Genomic DNA, 18609 nt, shown 5'->3' with positions numbered 1-18609 from the left:
GTGAAAAGCATTCCCAACAAAATCTTGCAACAAATCGACGCGTGCATCTTCCCACCCGTCCCGCCAGTGTCTAAGTTCACCATTGGTCCCACTAGTGGGATCGTTCTCCCACCGGCCCGTACCCCCGTTGGGCCGGTTCCCTCACACCGGAGGTACCACGTGCGCAAAGTCGCAGTGGGTCTGCTCGGGCTCTCGCTGACGGCGACGGGGCTGGTTTACGGCCCGTCCGCCTCGGCGGCGCCTCAGCCCAAACTGCCGGCAGCAGCACCTGCCACTGCCGAACCGCAGGCGCTGAAGGACGAACTCCCCGACAAGCTCGAGGAAAAGCGCCGCGCGCTGCGGCAGCAGGGTCTCAGCGACGTGCTGAGCGGTCGCAGCAAGCCGATCGAGCGCAACGGAAGCACGGTCGTCAAGGTCGGCGAGGTCGGCAAGACGGGCGCGCCAGGCGCCAACGCCCGCTCCGCCGCTGGCGCTCAGCAGAGCAAGGACCAGTACGTCGAGCTCGAGCGTGAGCGGACCGACAAGATCTTCGTGATCCTGGCCGAGTTCGGCGACGAGCGGCACCCGTCCTACCCGGACAAGGACACGGACCCGAACATCGCGGGCCCGGCCACCTTCGAGGGGCCGCTGCACAACAAGATCCCGCAGCCCAACCGGGCCGTGGACAACTCCACGATCTGGCAGCCGGACTTCAGCCCGGAGCACTTCCGCCAGGTCTACTTCGGCACCAACCCGGGCGACGAGTCGCTCAAGCAGTACTACGAGGCACAGTCCTCGGGTCGCTACACCGTCGAGGGTGAGGTGACCGACTGGGTCAAGGTTCGTTACAACGAGGCCCGCTACGGTCGCTCCGACGACCCGAAGGCCGACGACGACCCGACCGGCGACCCCGCTGTCTGCGGCGACAACGTCTGCTCGAACACCTGGGCTCTGATCCGCGACGCCGCGAACCAGTGGGTCGTCGACCAGAAGGCCAAGGGCCGGACGGACGCACAGATCGCCACGGAGATGAAGTCCTTCGACCAGTGGGACCGGTTCGACTTCGACGGTGACGGCGACTTCAACGAGTCGGACGGCTACATCGACCACTTCCAGATCGTCCACTCCGGCGGCGACCAGGCCGACGGTGACCCGCAGCAGGGTGAGGACGCCATCTGGAGCCACCGTTGGTCGGCCTTCAACAGCTCGCCCGTTGGCCCGCCGAACTTCCCGATCGGTGGCACCCAGATCGGCAACACTGGCGTCTGGATCCGCGACTACACGATCCAGCCGGAAAACGGCGGCCGCAGCGTCTTCTACCACGAGTACGGCCACGACCTGGGCCTGCCGGACGACTACGGACCGGCCGACAACAACAACGAGCACTGGACCCTGATGGCCCAGAGCCGGCTCGGTGCTAAGAACGACGTGGGCATCGGCGACCGTGGCGGCGACCTCGGCGCGTGGAACAAGCTCCAGCTCGGCTGGCTCGACTACGAGGTCATCGTTGCCGGGGACAAGCGCACGCTGAAGCTCGGCCCGCAGGAATACAACTCGAAGGAAGCACAGGCCGCCGTGGTCGTGCTTCCCCAGAAGGAATACACGTTCAACTACGGCGCGCCGTTCGAGGGCGCCAAGCAGTACTTCTCCGGTAACGACGACGACCTCGACAGCAAGATGACGAGGACGTTCGACCTCACCGGTAAGTCCGCGGCGGCACTGTCGCTCAAGGGCAAGTACAGCATCGAGGAGAACTACGACTTCCTCTACTTCGAGGCGTCGACGGACGGCGGTCAGACCTGGGCCGACCTGGACGGCACGGTCAACGGCGCGCCGATCGGCGTGGACGGCGCTGGCCGCCCGGCCCTCGACGGCACCAGCAACGGTGCATGGGCCGACATCAACATCCCGCTGACCTCGCTCGCCGGCAAGGTGGCGCAGATCCGTCTGCACTACGTCACCGACGGCGGTGTCTCCGAGGGTGGCTTCTTCGGTGACGCGATCACCGTGACCGCCGACGGTCAGACCGTGTTCAGCGACGGCGCCGAGACCGCCGCTGGCTGGGCACTGGAGAACTTCCAGGTGGTTGGGGCGACCTACACCCGGCTGTTCGACAACTACTACATCGCTGGCAACCGGTCGTACGTCTCGTACGACAAGTACCTGAAGACCGGCCCGTACTTCTTCGGCTACGCGAACACCCGCCCGGACTGGGTGGACCACTACGCGTACCAGGAGGGTCTGCTCATCTCGTACTGGAACACCCGCTGGACGGACAACAACACGGTCGCCCACCCGGGTGAGGGTCGGAACCTGTACATCGACGCGCACCCGCGCCCGATCTACAACCTGACCGGAGCTCCGTGGCGTGCCCGTATCCAGGTGTACGACGCACCGTTCAGCCTGAAGAAGGCCGACTCGTTCACCCTGCACCTCAACAGCCAGCCGCAGTACATCCGCGGTCAGGATGCTGCGCCGCTGTTCGACGACACCAAGAAGTACTTCTACGAGGAGCTGCCGAACCACGGCGTCAAGCTCCCCGCAACCGGTGTCAAGATCAAGGTTCTGGAGCAGGACGGCACCCAGATGAAGATCCGTATCTCCTAGTTTCTTCAGCAATACACGGCAGCGGCGCTCGGGACTCCCCGGGCGCCGCTGTTCGTTTCCGGTGCCGTCGTGACGGGCGGCCCTCACAGCGGGCCGACCAGACCTGAGCTCCGCTTGCGTCGGAACCGGGGCACCCCGAGCAGCGTCGAAAGGGCGTGCCCACCATCCCCCGCGCCCTGCTCCTGCTCATCCCGCTGCTAACCACGGTCGCGTGTGCCAGCCCCGGGGACGTCGGTACACCATCCGAGGACCGACCCGTCCCGTCCAGCGCCCCGCCCACGCCGAACGCAACCCCGACGCCGTTCCTCGACCCGACCAGCCCGCCAGCACCGGCCGCCACCGCATCGTCAGCCCGGCCTCCGCTGTCCGCCACCGAGCCACCGACAATGCGCCCACCCGTCGCCAAACCGAGCCCACCCAGCGACCTGCGGCAGACCGACCTGGTCAGCGGCACCATCACCCGGGGCGGCGCGGGCCCCTGCTACGGGCTGGTCAGCGAGGACGGAACCGAGTACGCGCTGCACGGTCCGGACACCGGCGAACTGCGGACCGGGAGCTTTGTAACGCTGCGGATCGCCCCGGCGCGGGCCCGCATCAGTTGCGGCCCGGGCCTTGCGAGGAGCATCGTGTCGCAGTGAGCCGCCGTACGATGCCCGGCCGAGCAGCGCCACTGCGGACCGGCCCGGACCGCGCCCTGCGCAGGGGCCCTAGGCTGGGCGCATGACCGACCAGCGCGGCGAAGTCGTCGATGAGTCCTGTGTCCTCACCGAGGGGCCGTGGACGCACCGCTTCGTCGGCGCCAATGGCACCCAATTCCATGTGGTCGAGGCCGGCACCGGGCCGATGGTGCTCTTCCTGCACGGCTTCCCCGAGCACTGGTGGGCATGGCACCAGATGCTGCCGGCGGTCGCCGACGCCGGCTTCCGGGCGGTCGCCGTCGACCTGCGCGGCTACGGCGCCAGCGACAAACCACCCCGGGGGTACGACGGGTACACCCTCGCCGCCGACATCGCCGGGTTGATCCGCGCACTCGGCGAGCGGTCGGCGACGATCGTCGGCAGCGGCATCGGTGGCATGGTGGGCTGGACGGTGGCCTCGTTCCACCCGTCCCTGGTCCGCCGGCTCGTGGTGCTGGGGGCGCCGCACCCGCTGCGGCTGCGCACCGCCACCTTCGCCGATCCGCGCGGGCAGTTCGCCGCCTCCACCCTGGCGCTGAAGTTCCAGCTACCCCGCTACGAGCACGTGCTGACCCGGGACGGCGCGGCGGCTGTCGCGGAGATCCTGCACCGCTGGGGCGGGCCGCGCTGGGTGGCCGGGTCGGGCTTCGAGGCGTACGCCGCGCGGTGCCGAGAGGCGATGTGCATCCCGCAGGCAGCGTTCTGCGCCATGGAGGGTTACCGCTGGGCGTTCCGCTCGCTGCTACGGCTGCACGGCTACCGGTTCGTCCGCCTGATGCAGAAGCCGCTGATCACTCCGACCCTGCAACTGCACGGCGCTCTGGACGTCGCCTCCCTGCCCCGGACCGCCCTGGGCTCCGGCCGCTACGTCGTCGCCCCGTACGAGTGGCGACTGCTCGACGGGGTCGGGCACTTTCCGCACCTGGAGGCACCAGAACTGGTGCTCGGCGAAATCCTGCGCTGGGCCAAGACCTGACCGGTCAGACCCGCTGCTCCCGCAGGTCGGTGACCTCGGCGGCCGGTGCCCAACCCTGGTAGACGCCGAAGTCGAAGACCTCCAGCCGCATCGCCTCAGCCACCGGCCAGCGGCCACCGGTGTATTCCACCCGCAGCCAGGCGTCGTGCTCCCCGAGCACGATGAACGGCTGCCCCTGCCAGGTGCAGGTGGTCCGCACGTACGCCAGGTCCTCGATGTCGCTGGCCGGCAGCACCCGGACGTACCTGCCCGCGCGGACCTCCTTGAAGCCCTCGCCCGGCTCGGGCTGGTAGAGGCGGATGTCGTCGCCGTCCGGGCTGGCCTGGTATTCCCGGCCCTGCCAACGGGCCACGTATCCGTCGCGCATCACGCCTCACCGACCCGTCGCCAGACCACCGTGTCGGTGTCGAGCTCCGCGACCACCCGCTCGGTGCCGTCCGCGCCGATCCGCCACAGCTGTGTGCCGTGCGGGAGGCGCGCGCTGTCCACCTTGAACTCCGCCACCACGTCGCTGCTCTCGCCCGGGGCGAACCCGTTGCCCCGGAACGGTGGACGCTCGATGACCCAGCCCTCCATGGCGCGCATCGCCGGCTCGTTCTGACCGCCGTACGGGATCCGGTAGAGGCTCGGCCGGTGCGCCGGCCACCGCAGCACGTAGATCTCCTCGGCTTCCCGGGTGAACGGCGACCCGGGGTAGCTGAGGCCGAGCGCGTCGTGCACCTGAGCCGGCGTGGTCAGGTGGGCCAGCTCACCGGCCCGGTGCACGAAGCCGGAGACCCGGTCATACCCCCGATCCAGGTAGTACGCGAGCTGACTGGGCGCGATCGCCTTCTGCATGACCGTCGGTCGGGTCGGGTCGACCGCCGCCGGGGCGTACCGGGGGCGGGCGGTGGGCTCGGCCACGGCCGGCGCTTCCTCCGGGTCCACCTCCAGGTCGTCACCGAGCCCCACCTCGGCGGCCCAGTTGGCCAACGCGACGATCTGCTCTCCGGGCAACTTCGCACCGACCGGGGTGCCCGGGTTGACGGCGAACGACCAGTCCTCCTCGGGCCAGCGCCGGATCAGTTGGGCGAACTTCACCCGGACCGTGTCGACGTCACCCTCGGTGTGGTCGGCGAGGCGCTCGGGCGAGGTGTAGACCACCACGTACGTCTCGCCGTCGAGCTGCCCGGTACGCCAGACGAAGCCCGGATCCCCGGGGCGGCTCCCCCGCACCGACTCGGGTGCCGCCGGCAGCAGCACCCGGGCCAGCAGCAGGGTGGACAGGAACGTGTCCGTGCTGCCGACACCGGCGGCGCCGAGCAGGTCCTCCTCGACCGTGTTGGCCGGCTCGAACTCGACCGGCGCCGGTTCGTCGGCCGGCGGGCGCTGCCCGTCGCCGTCCGTGATCGTGCTCTCGTCGCTGCCGACCCGATCCGAGCCGGTCACGCCGACCGACGAACCGCCGAGGTCGGCGCGATCGCCGCTGGCCGGGACGCCGGGGCGGTCATCGGTGCGCACACTGCCCACCTCGGCGCCAGCAAGGTCGGCCTGCGCCGGAGCCGTGGGGCGTGGGGCGTACGGGCCCGGACCGGACTGGCTGGGACTGAACGACGACGGACCGGGAGGGCTGGGACTGAACGACGCGGGACCGGGAGGGCTGGGGCTGAACGACGACGGACCGAACAGGCCCGGACCGGGGGGCACCGAGCCGAACGGCGGCGGGGCGGCCTCGGCGGGGGCGGGCCGGCGGGTCGCATCGACCGGGCCGCTGCTCTCGACCGGGTCGGTGAGGTCGCGGGACTCGATGATGGTGCCCTCGATGACGATGGGCGTGAAGCCGCGGCGCGGCGCGGGCGGGCCGGAGACCGGTTCTGCGACGGACGCCGACAACCCGTCCACCGGCCCGAACCGGCTCGGCCGGTCACGCGGGATCGCCTGGGTCTCGTCCGCCGAAGGGCTGGGCCGCTCCGACGCCCTGGTCAGCGGAGGCTCACCGGTCATCCGGAACGCGCGGGTGGGCTCCTCGGCCACCGGATCGGGCCAGCGCGGAGGCAGGGGCTGGGTGATCTCCTCGCCGGATGCCGGTGCGCGTACCCCTCGGGACGCGCCGAGGTCGCCCGCCGGCTGCCGCAGCGGCCGGGTGGCGTCCGGATCCGTCATGGGGAAGGCCCGTGTCGCGGTCTCGTCGGCCAGCGCTTCGGGCGGACGGCGGCGTGGGAAGGGCTGGCTGCCTCGGCCGAAGCGGGTCGGTGGGGCCGCACGGTCACCGGACCGGCCGCCGCTCGGGGTCGGGTCGGGCACCCGATCCCGGGCGGAAGTGGGTTCGAAGAAGGAGCGCCGAGGGGCCTGGGGACCGCCGTTGCCGTTACCCGCCGCCAGGCCGTCGACGTCGCCCGGCCGATTCGCCGCCGGCCAGCCCGGGGCCGGGCCATCGGCCGGACCGACACCGGGGCGCTCGGGGGCGTCAACGGTGCGAACCGGGACGGCCGGCCCGTGCGGGGCAGGGCGCCGGTGCCCGACGGGCCGGTTCGAGGCGGGTCGGTTCGAGGCGGGTCGGTTCGAGGCGGGTCGGTTCGAGGCGGGTCGGTCGGATGCCGCTGACCGGCAGCGGGCATGTCCTCCTCGCCGGATCGGCGCGACGGCTCAGCGGGGCCGGGTGTCCGGAGCGCCGGACCCGGCACCGACGGGGCGCCCACACGGGGCACCGCGCCCCGAGCGGGCCTCCGCGGTTGGATCGGGGAGGGCGGAATCGGGGCGGACGGGATCGGGGCAAGCGAGGTCGGGGCGGGCGGAATCGGGGCGGGCCCGGACGACGCCGCACCCATCGCGGGAGGCGATCCAGCGGCTGGCGCGCCGTCCCGGCCGGGCACGCCGGTCCGGGTGCGGGCCAGGGTCTCCGCCCGCTCCAGCCGAGCGCGGGCGCCCATGGCACGGCCGGGCAGTCGCACGTCGCCCCGGGAGAGTTGGGACACGAACCAGGCCGGCAGGTAGCCCTCGACCGGCAGCCCCGGGTTGACGGCGAGCCACCACTCCTGGTTGGGCCAGCTGACCGCGAGGTCGGCGAAGGGGATGCGCCGGTTGCTGCCGGAGTGCTCGCCGAGGCAGGTCCGCAGTGCGGCGGCGGAGGTGAAGGCCAGCACGTGGGTCCGGCCGCCGGTGGTCCAGGTGCCCCAGCCAGCGGGTGCCTGGCCGGGCTGCGCTGGCGCGGCGACCGGCAACAACAGATCGGTGCGGGACAGGAGCCGGAAGTAGAGCTCCTGATCGTTGGCGCGCAGCGCGTCGCGCATCGCCACCTCGGCCTCCGTGGCCGGCTCCCATTCGGTCACGGCCACCTCTCCTTCCGAGAACAGGCCACAGGTATCGCGTACAACCTACAAGGTGGCATCAAGATCACAATTGCTGGCCGTCGGCGGTCTGCCAGGGCGCGGACAAGGCGATAACATCCCGTCCCGGAGCCGACACGATACGGAGGCTGTCGATGTCCCGATCGATCACGCGGCCGGTCCTCGCAGGTCTGGCCGCCAGCCTGCTGACCGTACCGGCCCTCCCGATCGTCGCCGCCACCGCCGCCAGCCTCCGGGCGGCACCGGCCTGCGCGACCCCACTCGCCCCCGTCCGGCCGGTCACGGCCACACCCTGGCCACAGCAACGGTACGACCCCGCCCGGCTCGCGCCGCTGGCCACTGGCGCCGGGGTGACCGTCGCGGTGGTCGACTCCGGCGTGGACCGGGTACACCCTCAACTGGCCGGACGGGTGCTGGCCGGCACCGACCTGCTCGACCCCGGCGGCGACGGCAGTCGGGACTGCGCCGGGCACGGCACCGGCGTGGCGAGCATCATCGCGGCGGCACCCCGCGACGGAGTCGCGTTTCGCGGCCTGGCGCCGGGTGCCCGGATCCTGCCGGTACGGGTGAGTGAGCAGCAGGTGGTGCAGGGGCGGGAGTCGGGGCGCACGGTCAGCGCCGACGAGTTCGCCCAGGCCATCCGCTGGGCCGTCGACCACGACGCCGACGTGGTGAACCTGTCCGTGGTGCTGTACGCGGATGACCCGGAAGTCCGCTCTGCCGTGCGGTACGCGGTCGACCGGGACGTGGTGCTGGTGGCCGCCGCCGGCAACCTGCACGACGGCGGGGACCCCCGGCCGTTCCCCGCCGGTTACGACGGGGTGCTCGGCGTGGGGGCGATCGGGGCGGACGGCGAGCGGGCGACCTTCTCCCAGACCGGGTCGTACGTCGACCTGGTCGCACCGGGCAGTGCGGTGCTGACCGCCGCACCCGGCGCGGGCCACCATCGGGTCGAGGGCACCAGTTACGCGGCGCCCTTCGTGGCCGCCACCGCTGCGTTGCTGCGCGAATACCGGCCGGATCTGACCGCCGCCCAGGTCGCGGAGCGGATCGTCGCCACCGCCGATCCAGCTCCTGGCGCCGGCCACGGCGGCGGGTACGGCGCCGGCGTGCTGAACCCGTACCGTGCGGTCACCGAGACCAGCGGCGGCCGCGCGGCCGACCCTCGGCCGGTGGCCGTGCTCGCCGACGACCGTGTCGACCCGGCACTGCTCGCCCGCCAGGCCCGCCGGGCGACCGCCCGGGATCGGGCCCTGCTGGTCGGTGCGGTGGTCGGCACGACGGCGGCCACCGTGGCACTGCTCGCCCTGGTGTTGCCCCGTGGCGCACGCCGACGCTGGCGCCCCGCCGGCCAGGCCTGACCCCGCCGGCGCACCGCCCTGACCTCTGACCCGCAGCGGCCAGGGCGCCGACCCGGACACGGTCAGCGCTCCCGGCCCACCGCGGTCACTGGAACAGCCCGGTGTTCTTCTTTTCGGTGTCCAGGTAGTCGGTGGCGGAGTCGTCCACCGCGAACTTGATGTCACGCAGCATCGCCTGGAGGTCCTGTGAAGCGGACCGCCACCGCGCCTGCCGCTGCTCGTACGCCTGTCGGGCCTCGCCCGTCCAGCTCGACACCAGCGGGGCCGCATCGCGTTCGAGTTGGCCGAGCTGCGAGTCGAGGGTGTTCAACGCCTTCTGGATGTCCGCGCCGGCCTGCTGAAGCGCGGCGAAGTTGACGACCAGCACACCATGGTCCATCGGATTTCCCTCCCGAGCGGGATCAGAGCGGCAGCTGGATGCCGCCGCGGTTGGTGCCGGCCACGCGGCTGGCGACGTCGTCGTCGGAGGCGTCGTAGTGCCGGCCGGCGGTGCGGATCGCCCCGGCGGTCTCCCGCAGGACCCGGTGCAGCGCCGCCTGGTCCTGTGACCACTGGCGCTTGACCTGCTCGAACGACCGGCCACCGGCGCCACGCCAGGCCTGCTGCAACACCTCCAGCTCGGCCAGCAGGCCGGTCAGCATGGACTGCAACGACTGGTCGACCTGCTCGAACTTCGCGGCGGTCTGCTGCATCACCGCGGCTTCTGCCTGGGTCTGGGACACCCCGACGTCACCTCGTCTCTCTGATCGCACCTGGCCGTCAACGCGCCCGCTCTGGGGAACGCGTCGTTCGCTTGGCCCGGCCGTCGAGCACTGAGACACGGGTCAGCGATGAGCTTCGTGGCTGACGGTAGCGGCCTCGTAGCGGTTCTGCTACCCCGCGCACCTCCCCTGTGGACAACCACGTCGGCCATCGGTCGCTTACGATGTGCCGCAGCCACGTCGCGGCGCGTGACGGGCCGTCGGAGGGCGGCCGGCCGCCTGACATGGTCCGCACTGGTCGAGGAGGCACGGTGCCGGCGATCACCACCGGAGGACCGCACCCGGCGCCCCCGGTCGGGCCCGGGCCAAGCGCCGTCTCGCGGGCAATCGGTCCGGGCACGCCCGCCGACCGCAGACCTGGCTCAGTCGATCAACGCACACCTCGTCGTCGGTCGCCCGTCGACCGCTGGGCCTCGGTGGCGCGGCGCGCGGGCGCAGGAGTACGGGCCGGCCAACTTGTCACCGCACAGGTCGCGGCGGCGCTCGTCCTCACCGCCCTCGGCCGGGGCGCACCGGTCATCGTGGCGGCCGTGCTGGTGGCGGTGCTGCTGGTGGGGGCCGCCTGGGTCCGGGTCCGGGGCCGGTGGCTCTTCGAGTGGTTGGGCACCACCGTCGGGCACCTGACCCGCCGTCGGGCCTTGACCGGGCCGGCCGGATCGGCCGAACTGCTCGATCTGGTCGCTCCCGGCACCGTCGTCCGGTCGACGGAGCTGACCGGCGGGCCGGCGGCGGTGCTGGAGGACACCGCCGGCATGGTGGCACTGCTGGAGCTCGGCGACCCCGGCGACCTGCTCGGCGACGTGTCCCGGGCGATCCCCGCGCCGTCCGCGTTGCTGCCCCCGGCCGTGCCGACCGTGCCCCCGCTGCGGATCCAACTGCTGCTCGCCGGGGCACCGGCGCCGGTGCCGGCCGCGGGTGGCACGGTCGGCACGTCGTACCGGCAGCTCACCGACGGACGGCTCGCCGGGCGGGAGCGGGCCGTGGTGGCGGTCCGGGTGCTGCGGGTGGACGGTTGGTCTGAGGAAGACCTGCGCCGCGTACTCGCCGGCACGGTACGCCGGATCGTCCGCCGGCTCGGGCCGCTGACCGCGCGACCGCTCGGCGTACCGGCGGCGCTGCGCGTCCTGGGCGAGCTGGCCCACCACGACGGCCATGGGGTGCGGGAGTCCTGGCCGGCGCTCCGGTCCGGCAACCTGGTCCAGGCCACCTTCCGGCTGGCCCAGTGGCCGGACGCGGACGGTCCGGGTGGTCGGCGGCTGGTGCCCCGGCTGCTCGCGCTGCCGGCGACCGCGACGACGGTGTCGATCTCCGCGGGTCCGTCGCCGAGCACCGGCGCGGTCGGCGTGCCAACCGAGCTGACCGTACGCCTGGCCGCCGGGACGGCGACCGAGTTGGCAACGGCCAGCGAGGCGCTGAACCGGCTGGTGACCGACCTGGGTGGGGAGTTGCGACGGCTCGACGGCGCACACCTGACCGGGCTGGCCGCCACGCTGCCGTTGGCGCTGACCGCACCCGGGGCGCAGCCCCAGCCCGCGATGGACGACTGGGAGCTGACCCTGGGCGACGCGGGGATGATGGTCGGCACGAACCGGCACGGCGGAGCCATCACCGTGCGGCTGTTCCGGCCGGAGAGCACCCGGGTGCTGTTGGTCGGCGGGGTGCGCGCCGCCCAGTTGGTGGCCCTGCGCGCCTTGGCACTCGGCGCCCTGGTGGTGGTGCAGACCGCACGGCCACGCGCCTGGGAGCCGTTCGTCCGAGGGGTGGGCGCGCCGGGCGGCACGATCCCGTTGATCCCACCCGGTCGGCCGGTCGCCGACGGGGTGGGCACGGCGCTGCATCCGTTGCTGCTGGTCGTCGACGCCGGGCCGGTGGCGGCCGAGGCCGAGCCGGGCCCGCCGTGGCGGGCCACCCTGGTCGTACGGGACGAGCTGACTCCAGCGGACGTGGACGCGTTGAGCCGGGCCGACCTGGCGTTGCTGCAGCCGCTGAACGCCGCCGAGGCCGCGCTGGCCGGCGCCGCGTTGGGGCTGGGCGGCTCGGCCGAGTGGCTGACCCGGATCCGGGACGACATGGTGGCGGTGGTCAACCGGCGGGCGCTGCGCTGGGCACTGCTCTCCCCCACTCCGATCGAGTCGCAACTGATCGGGCGGCCGGCGCGCGGCTGATCCACCCGGGTGGTCAACTGCCGGGTTACGCCGGTGCGTCGTCCGTGGCACGATCCCCGCCATGGGTTTTCTGAAAGGTCTGCTGATTCGGCTGGCCAGCACAGCGCTGGCTTTCTGGCTGGCCACACTCCTCATTCCGGGCATCTCTCTGGAGTCGAACTCCGCCGTCGAGACGGTGACCACGCTGCTCCTGGTGGCGGTGATCTTCGGTGTGGTCAACGCGGTTCTCCAGCCGGTCATCAAGACCGTCGGCTGTGGCTTCTACCTGCTGACCCTGGGTCTCATCGCGCTGGTGGTGAACGGGCTGCTGTTCCTGCTCACCAGCTGGATCGCCGACCAGGTCGACCTGCCGTTCTCCGTGGACGGTTTCTGGCCGGCCGCCGTGCTCGGTGCTCTCTTCGTGAGCATCGTGACCTGGATCCTCGGCGCCGTCCTCGACCGCGACTGACCGGTCACCGGCCAGCACCCCGACCCGGCCCGCCCGGGGCTCCGACCACGGTCGGGGTCCGGGCGGGCCACTGACCAGAGTTCGGGAATTGGCCGGCGTGGGTGCCCACCTCGGCAGTTAGCGTCGCAGCGTGTTCTCGCTGACCCGCACCGACGGCCACCTGCTCAGCACCGACCCCGCCCGGCTCGATCTGGACCTGGTGCACCACTGGTTGTCCACCGACGCGTACTGGGCGCTCGGACGGGATTGGGAGACCACCGCCCGCGCGTTCGCCGGCTCACTGCCGTTCGGCGTCTACCGGCCCGAGGACGGCAGCCAGGTGGCGGTGGCACGGGCGGTCACCGACGGCGCCACCTTCGCCTGGCTGTGCGACGTGTACGTCGACCGCGCCGCCCGGGGTCGCGGTCTGGGCGGGTGGCTGGCCGGCGCGGTCAGCGACCACCTGGCCGAGCTCGGCGTACGCAGAATCCTGCTGGCCACGAACGACGCACACCAGGTCTACGCGGGTGTGGGCTTCACTCCGCTGGACGTGCCGGAGCGGTGGATGCAGCTCGACCGGCGTCCGCCGGTGACCCGGGTCACCGGAAAGGAACAAAGCGGCGGTACGCCCCTTACGGTGGAGGCGTGACGTCACTCCGCCAGGGATACCTCTACGGCCTCGGCGCGTACCTGCTCTGGGGCTTCTTTCCGCTCTATCTCAAGCTGTTGCGACCGGCTGGCCCGCTGGAGATCCTGGCCCACCGGATCGTCTGGTCGGTGATCTTCGTAGCCCTGCTGCTGGCGGCGCTGCGCAACGTCGGCTTCCTACGGGCGCTGCTGCGTCGCCCCTGGGCGGTGGCCGGGATCGTCGCCGCCGCCGCGCTGATCGCGGTCAACTGGGGCACCTACATCTACGGGGTCAACTCTGACCGGGTGGTGGAGACCGCGCTCGGCTACTTCATCAACCCGCTGGTCGTGGTGCTGCTCGGGGTGACGGTGCTGCGGGAGCGGCTACGTCCGGCGCAGTGGGTGGCGCTGGGGATCGGCGCGTCGGCGGTCGCGGTGCTCACGGTGGACTACGGCCGGCTGCCCTGGCTGGCGTTGACCCTGGCGTTCAGCTTCGCTGGCTACGGCCTGGTCAAGAAGCGGTTGGGGCTGCCCCCGGCGGAGGGGCTCTTCGTCGAGTCGGCGGTGCTGGCGCTGCCGGCGCTGGGTTATCTCGCCTGGCTGATGAGGAGAGCCGACTCGACCTTCGGGCACGTCTCGGCCGGGCACACCGCGCTGCTGGTGCTGGCCGGTGTGGCCACGGCGATCCCGCTGCTCCTGTTCGCCGGGGCGGCCAACCGGCTGCCGCTGAGCAGCCTCGGCATGGTCCAGTATCTGGCGCCGATCATTCAGCTCGGCTGCGGTGTGCTGATCTTCCACGAGCCGATGCCTCCGGCCCGCCTGGCCGGCTTCGCGCTGGTCTGGCTCGCCCTCGTCGTCTTCACCGCCGACGCCGTCCGCACCTCCCGCCAGACCCGCCGAACCCGCACCCACACCCCCGCAGTCCCAGTCCCCACCCCCTAACCCGCTCCACCCCCACCCCCTGACCCGCCGCGATCTTGCAGTTCCGGTCGCCACTATGGGCGCTATGTCCCTTGTGGTGGGACAGAAAGTGCAAGATCGCGGCGGGTCAGGGGACGGCGTAGGTGAGGATGGGGGTGCCGTCGGCTTTTTGGAGTTCTACGCTGACCAACTCGGCGTCGGTGAATCTCGTGGCACCGGTGAACCTGAGGTCGTCGCCGGGGGCCGCCAGCCAGGAGCCGATCTGCTCGGTGGCGCCGTTGGGGCCGCGCGCCACCAGCCGAAACGGGTACGCCTTGCCATAGCTCGTCCGCGCGTCGTACCCGCAGCGCATGGTCACCTCGGTACCCCACTCGGTGCCGGTGAGCCCGAGGTCGGCGTGCACCGGCCCGGCGGCAGCCACCGGCCGCATGGCGACCATCGACATCTGCGGGGCAGGTGCGGTGCCCTGCGCCCCGGGTGGGCCGGTCGGGCCGGCCTGGCGGGGCAGCACCACGGCTGTGCCCACACCGACCAGCAGGGCCAGCCCGGCGGCGGCCAGTGTGGTCAGCGCGTACCGTCGCCGGTCCGCGGAGCGTTCCTGACGCCGCCGACGGCGGGCCTCCTCCAGCAGTGCGGGCACCCGGGGCGGGGCCGGCGGCGGCAGGATCTGCTCCAACCCCGCCGGGTCGAGCCGCCCGAGCAACCCGGGCAGGACGGCGATCTCGGCGACCGCCTCCCGGCAGGAGGCGCAGCCGCCGAGGTGCCGCTCGTAGGCCGCCCGTTCGGCGGGGGCCAGGGCACCCAGCACGTACGCGCCGTCGTCGTACGCGAACTCGCACCGGGTCATCCCGTCACCCCCATCTCAGCCAGGACCAACCGTAGAGACCGCAGCGCGTAGTGGGTGCGGGACTTCACGGTCCCCGGCGGTACGCCCAGGCGGGATGCCGCCTCGGCCACCGACCGCCCCTGGTAGAAGCACTCGACCAGCACTTCCCGGTGGGTCGGGCTGAGCCTGTTCAGTGCCTCGGCGACGGTCCACGCCTCGACCGCCCGCTCGGCCTCGTCGATAGCCTCGGCCGGTTCGGGCAGGTCGTCGGTGAACACCTCGCCAACCCGGGTGGACCGCCGCCGCCACGCGTCGATGGCCAGATTGCGGGCGGTGGTGAACAGCCAGGACCGCACCGAACCGCGCCGCGGGTCCAGTGACTCCGGATGTCGCCAGGCCCGCAGCAGCGTCTCCTGCACCAGGTCCTCGGCCCGCTGCCGGTCCCCGTTGACCAGCCGCAGGGCATGGGCGTACAGCGCCTCCGCGTGCTCGTCGTGCAGCGCGCGCAGCAGTTGGGCGTCATGGTCGCTGATGGCGGTCTCCTCGCTTCCGGCGCGCGTCCGGCGGTGCGTCCGCTCGTGAATACGTGCGGTCACGCCGATCGGTTCAGCCCGAGGTCAGACCGGCTGCGTGCCGGTTGCCGCCCACAAATGTGTTCATGCCCGGTTCACACCGTGGCCGACGAGCGCTCACCACGTCCTCCTAGCGTCCGGCTGGTACGCCGCCTGTCGTGCCACCGACTCCCTGGAGGCTTCTCCCATGAGCGACCGTCCCCGGCTGCTCCCACTGTTGAACGGCACCCGCCATGGCACCCGAGACGCCATGACCTGCCTGTACCGCTGCGGAAACGCCTGTGACCACCCGGTACCGAACACCTCCGACAACGCGTACTTCGGAGACGTGGTGAACGCGGAGGTCTCGCGGCGTGGCGTGGTCCGGGCCGGCGCGGTCGGCGCGCTGGTCCTCGGTTTCGGCGGCGCGGCCGCCGGTGCGCTCGCCGGTGCGGCCCCGGCCATGGCGGCCCCCACGACCCCGGATGTCCCGGAGGCCTTCGGTTTCGGCCGTCCGAGCACCGGCGTCGGCAGCGGCGCGCTGACCTTCAAGCCGATCCCACCGAACAAGCTGGACACCCTGGTCGTGCCGAATGGCTACGACCACGCTGTGGTGATCAAGTGGGGTGACCCGGTCCTGCCGGGCGCACCGGAGTTCAACCTGCACCACCAGACCGCCGCCGCGCAGTCCAAGCAGTTCGGTTACAACAACGACTTCGTGGGCGTGCTGCCGCTGGACAAGCAGGGCAAGCGGGCGCTGCTCGTGGTCAACCACGAGTACACCAACGAGGACCTCATGTTCCCGGGCTTCCCCGGCCTGGACGGGCTCTCGGTGGAGCAGCTCCGCACCGCCATGGCCGCGCACGGCATGTCCGTGGTGGAGCTGGAGCGGGTCGCGGGCACCGGGCAGTGGAAGCCGGTCGAGAAGGGCCCTCGGGCGTACAACCGGCGGGTCACCGCGCTCAGCACCAAGTTCGACCTGACCGGTCCGGCCGCCGGCTCGGCCTGGCTGAAGACCGCCGCGGACCCCAAGGGCCGTACGGTCGTCGGCACGCTGAACAACTGCGCCGGTGGCGTGACCCCGTGGGGCACGGTGCTCTCCGGCGAGGAGAACTTCAACCAGTACTTCGTGGGCGCCGACGCCGCCCCGGCCGACCTGAAGCCGAAGCTGGACCGCTACGGCATCAGCACCGCCAGCCGCTACCCCAGCGGCAGCCGCAAGTGGGAGCGCGCGGACGAGCGCTTCGATCTGGCCAAGCACCCCAACGAGGCGCACCGGTTCGGTTGGGTCGTCGAGATCGACCCGTTCGACCCGGAGAGCCGCCCGCGCAAGCACACCGCGATGGGCCGGTTCAAGCACGAGGGCGCGAACGTGATCGTGGCCAAGGACGGCCACGTGGTCGCGTACATGGGCGACGACGAGCGGTTCGACTACCTCTACAAGTTCGTCTCGGACAAGAAGTTCATGAAGGGCAACTCCTGGGCTGCCCGCAAGCACAACCTGACCCTGTTGGAGTCCGGCACGCTCTACGTGGCGAAGCTCGACCAGACCAGCGCCGCCGAGATCGACGGGTCGGGCAAGCTCCCCACCGACGGCGCGTTCAACGGCCGGGGTCGCTGGATCAAGCTGGTCAGCGGCAACCGCTCGTTCGTCGACGGGATGACCGCCGCGGACGTGCTCACCTTCACCCGGCTCGCCGGTGACAAGGTCGGCGCAACCAAGATGGACCGCCCGGAGGACGTCGAGCCGAGCCTGCTCACCGGCAAGGTGTACGTGGCGCTGACCAACAACACCAACCGAGGCGTCGGCAGCAACCCAAAGCCGGACGAGGCGAACCCGCGCAACGCCAACAAGCACGGGCAGATCCTGGAGCTGGTCGAGGACCGCAACGACAACGCCTCGGAGACCTTCGCCTGGTCGCTGCCGATCGTCTGCGGCGACCCGACCGACGCGTCGACCTTCTTCGCCGGGTACGACAAGACCAAGGTCTCCCCGATCTCCTGCCCGGACAACGTCGCCTTCGACGCCACCGGCAACCTGTGGATCTCCACCGACGGCAACGCGCTGGGCAGCAACGACGGCCTGTTCGCCACCGCCGTGGAGGGTCCGGAGCGGGGTCACCTCAAGCAGTTCCTGACCGTGCCGCTCGGCGCGGAGACCTGCGGCCCGTTCATCACCGGCGACAACCGCTCGGTCTTCGTGGCGGTGCAGCACCCGGGTGAGATCACCGGCGCCTCGGTGGAGAACCCGGCCTCGAACTGGCCCGACGGTGACTACGCCAAGCCGGGCGTGGTGGTCACCTGGCGCCTCGACGGCGGCCCGGTGGGCAGCTGACGTTGCCCCCGCGGCCGGTGGGCCGCTGACGTTGCCCCTCGGCCGGTGGGCCGCTGACATTGCTCAGGCGGTTCGGCGCTGGACCGCCACGAGAGGCCCTCTCCCAGCCTGGGAGAGGGCCTCTCGGCGTCGTTGCGGTCAGTTGTCGGAGGCGATGCCGTCAGCGACGCTGCGGGCCACGGTGAGCAGCTTGGCTCGTACCATCCGGGCGGAGGTCATCATCTCGCTGGCCGGCAACGCGCAGGCCAGCACGACGCGGCGTTCCATGTCCTTGTCCGGCGCGACCAGCATCGCAGCGCAGGCCACCCCCTGGCGGAACTGCCCCATCTCCAACTGCATGCCGCGCCGGTCGCCGGCGGCCAGGTCGGCCTCGAACGTCTCGGTCGTGGTCAGCGTGGCGGTGGTGAACGGGCGCATGCCGTACTCCCGCAGATAGCGGTAGCGCTGGTCTGCGGTGAGGGTGGCGAGCAGGGACTTGCCGAGGGCCGTCGCGTGGGCGCCCTCGTCGAAGCCGGGAACCAGGTCTTCCAGGTAGGGCGATCGGTGCCCCTCGGCGACCGCCGTGAGGGCCACCTGACCGCCGACGAAGCGACCCAGGTAGTGGCTGTAGCCGGTGTCCAGGGCGGCCCGCCGCAGCGTCTCACCGACCGCTGGCGGCCCGCGGAACGCGGTCACCAGCTCCCGGTACCGGTCGGCCACCTCAAGGCCCACGATGTACGTGCCGTCCTCGCGACGGATCACGTAGCCCTCGTAGGCGAGCGTGCGGACCAGATGGTAGGTGGTGGCCACGGTCAGCTCACACCGCCGGGCGATCTGCTTGACGGTCAGGCCTTTCGGGGCGCGACCGACCGACTCCAGCACCCGCAGCGCTCGGGACACGCTGCGGATCAGGTCCGAAGGTTCTGCCAAGGGGTCGCGCACAACCACCTCCGCCGCCGGGGACTTACACCATATGAAAAACAGGCCCGGTGCGAAATGCCTGTTCGGGTCGAGGATGCCAGATCACCATCCACAGCTTGTGCCCCGCCGGTCACCAGGAGTGGTCTGAGGGGGTCTCGCGTAGGTTTGCC

Annotated in this window: 15 protein-coding genes and 1 pseudogene; 8 read left to right on the top strand and 8 right to left on the bottom strand. The window is 71.7% G+C overall.

The genetic code is table 11. From position 1 onward, the window contains the following. The first annotated feature begins 174 nt into the window (after positions 1–174). Both PCA76_RS02190 and PCA76_RS02185 read left to right on the top strand, forming a co-directional pair. Positions 175–2586 carry an immune inhibitor A domain-containing protein gene (locus PCA76_RS02190; protein WP_272619133.1) on the top strand — a complete coding sequence of 804 codons (2412 nt, stop codon included), beginning with the start codon at positions 175–177 and terminating at the stop codon, positions 2584–2586. Between the two features lie 720 nt (positions 2587–3306). Then, a complete protein-coding gene (locus PCA76_RS02185) occupies positions 3307–4239 on the top strand; it encodes an alpha/beta fold hydrolase (RefSeq protein ID WP_272614906.1) in 933 nt (310 codons plus the stop codon). 4 nt (positions 4240–4243) lie between these two features. Here the strand turns inward: PCA76_RS02185 and PCA76_RS02180 are convergent, their stop codons facing one another. From PCA76_RS02180 to PCA76_RS32725, 3 genes and pseudogenes are all read right to left on the bottom strand, one after another. Next, entirely contained in the window at positions 4244–4609 is a 366-nt protein-coding gene (locus PCA76_RS02180; RefSeq protein WP_272614904.1) for a hypothetical protein, read from the bottom strand. Beyond that, positions 4606–6381 carry an SseB family protein gene (locus PCA76_RS32730; RefSeq protein WP_442930191.1) on the bottom strand — a complete coding sequence of 592 codons (1776 nt, stop codon included), beginning with the start codon at positions 6379–6381 and terminating at the stop codon, positions 4606–4608. Before PCA76_RS32730 ends, PCA76_RS02180 begins: the two co-directional genes overlap by 4 nt. 536 nt (positions 6382–6917) lie before the next feature. After that, a pseudogene (locus PCA76_RS32725) lies at positions 6918–7547 on the bottom strand (SseB family protein); the annotation flags it as partial. Positions 7548–7699: 152 nt separating this feature from the next. Here PCA76_RS32725 and mycP point away from each other — a divergent pair. Beyond that, positions 7700–8926 (top strand): type VII secretion-associated serine protease mycosin, encoded by a 1227-nt coding sequence (gene mycP / locus PCA76_RS02170; RefSeq protein WP_272614902.1) that lies wholly within the window; start codon positions 7700–7702, stop codon positions 8924–8926. Between the two features lie 85 nt (positions 8927–9011). Here mycP and PCA76_RS02165 read toward each other — a convergent pair whose 3' ends face one another. Both PCA76_RS02165 and PCA76_RS02160 read right to left on the bottom strand, forming a co-directional pair. Beyond that, positions 9012–9305, bottom strand: coding sequence for a WXG100 family type VII secretion target (locus PCA76_RS02165; protein ID WP_272614900.1), 294 nt, complete (start codon positions 9303–9305; stop codon positions 9012–9014). Positions 9306–9327: 22 nt separating this feature from the next. After that, positions 9328–9648, bottom strand: a complete 321-nt coding sequence (locus tag PCA76_RS02160; protein ID WP_272614898.1) for a WXG100 family type VII secretion target — start codon at positions 9646–9648, stop codon at positions 9328–9330. Between the two features lie 263 nt (positions 9649–9911). On the opposite strand from PCA76_RS02160, the gene eccE reads away from it, so the two are divergent. The 4 genes from eccE (at position 9912) to rarD (ending at position 13848) form a co-directional block, all read left to right on the top strand. Further along, a complete protein-coding gene (gene eccE / locus PCA76_RS02155; protein ID WP_272614896.1) occupies positions 9912–11852 on the top strand; it encodes a type VII secretion protein EccE in 1941 nt (646 codons plus the stop codon). 61 nt (positions 11853–11913) lie between these two features. Then, positions 11914–12300, top strand: coding sequence for a phage holin family protein (locus PCA76_RS02150; protein WP_272614895.1), 387 nt, complete (start codon positions 11914–11916; stop codon positions 12298–12300). 130 nt (positions 12301–12430) lie between these two features. Beyond that, complete coding sequence (locus PCA76_RS02145; protein WP_272614894.1) at positions 12431–12928, top strand: GNAT family N-acetyltransferase; 498 nt, start codon at positions 12431–12433, stop codon at positions 12926–12928. Then, positions 12925–13848 (top strand): EamA family transporter RarD, encoded by a 924-nt coding sequence (gene rarD, locus PCA76_RS02140; protein ID WP_272614893.1) that lies wholly within the window; start codon positions 12925–12927, stop codon positions 13846–13848. The genes PCA76_RS02145 and rarD overlap by 4 nt, the downstream gene beginning before the upstream one ends. A gap of 106 nt (positions 13849–13954) precedes the next feature. On the opposite strand, the gene PCA76_RS02135 is transcribed toward rarD, so the two are convergent. Together PCA76_RS02135 and PCA76_RS02130 are read right to left on the bottom strand one after the other, a co-directional pair. Next, positions 13955–14674, bottom strand: a complete 720-nt coding sequence (locus tag PCA76_RS02135) for an anti-sigma factor family protein (protein ID WP_272614892.1) — start codon at positions 14672–14674, stop codon at positions 13955–13957. Further along, the gene (locus PCA76_RS02130) at positions 14671–15186 is read right to left on the bottom strand and encodes a sigma-70 family RNA polymerase sigma factor (RefSeq protein ID WP_272619130.1); all 516 of its coding nucleotides are present in this window, start codon (positions 15184–15186) and stop codon (positions 14671–14673) included. Before PCA76_RS02130 ends, PCA76_RS02135 begins: the two co-directional genes overlap by 4 nt. A 226-nt stretch (positions 15187–15412) precedes the next feature. Between PCA76_RS02130 and PCA76_RS02125 the strand changes: the two genes are divergently transcribed. Continuing rightward, positions 15413–17539 (top strand): PhoX family protein, encoded by a 2127-nt coding sequence (locus PCA76_RS02125; protein ID WP_272614891.1) that lies wholly within the window; start codon positions 15413–15415, stop codon positions 17537–17539. Between the two features lie 138 nt (positions 17540–17677). Here the strand turns inward: PCA76_RS02125 and PCA76_RS02120 are convergent, their stop codons facing one another. Further along, the gene (locus PCA76_RS02120) at positions 17678–18460 is read right to left on the bottom strand and encodes an IclR family transcriptional regulator (RefSeq protein ID WP_272614889.1); all 783 of its coding nucleotides are present in this window, start codon (positions 18458–18460) and stop codon (positions 17678–17680) included. Positions 18461–18609 lie beyond the last annotated feature (149 nt).

The sequence above is a fragment of the Micromonospora sp. LH3U1 genome (assembly GCF_028475105.1).
Taxonomy (GTDB): Bacteria; Actinomycetota; Actinomycetes; order Mycobacteriales; family Micromonosporaceae; genus Micromonospora.
This window is presented reverse-complemented; position numbering and strand designations above follow the sequence as displayed.

What these genes read in the sequence shown, in the direction of transcription:
- mycP (WP_272614902.1), top strand. Translation starts at nt 7,700, where the DNA reads ATGTCCCGATCGATCACGCGGCCGGTCCTCGCAGGTCTGGCCGCCAGC.
- PCA76_RS02165 (WP_272614900.1), bottom strand. Translation starts at nt 9,305, where the DNA reads ATGGACCATGGTGTGCTGGTCGTCAACTTCGCCGCGCTTCAGCAGGCC.
- PCA76_RS02135 (WP_272614892.1), bottom strand. Translation starts at nt 14,674, where the DNA reads ATGACCCGGTGCGAGTTCGCGTACGACGACGGCGCGTACGTGCTGGGT.
- PCA76_RS02185 (WP_272614906.1), top strand. Translation starts at nt 3,307, where the DNA reads ATGACCGACCAGCGCGGCGAAGTCGTCGATGAGTCCTGTGTCCTCACC.
- eccE (WP_272614896.1), top strand. Translation starts at nt 9,912, where the DNA reads ATGGTCCGCACTGGTCGAGGAGGCACGGTGCCGGCGATCACCACCGGA.
- PCA76_RS02125 (WP_272614891.1), top strand. Translation starts at nt 15,413, where the DNA reads ATGAGCGACCGTCCCCGGCTGCTCCCACTGTTGAACGGCACCCGCCAT.
- PCA76_RS32730 (WP_442930191.1), bottom strand. Translation starts at nt 6,381, where the DNA reads ATGACGGATCCGGACGCCACCCGGCCGCTGCGGCAGCCGGCGGGCGAC.
- PCA76_RS02150 (WP_272614895.1), top strand. Translation starts at nt 11,914, where the DNA reads ATGGGTTTTCTGAAAGGTCTGCTGATTCGGCTGGCCAGCACAGCGCTG.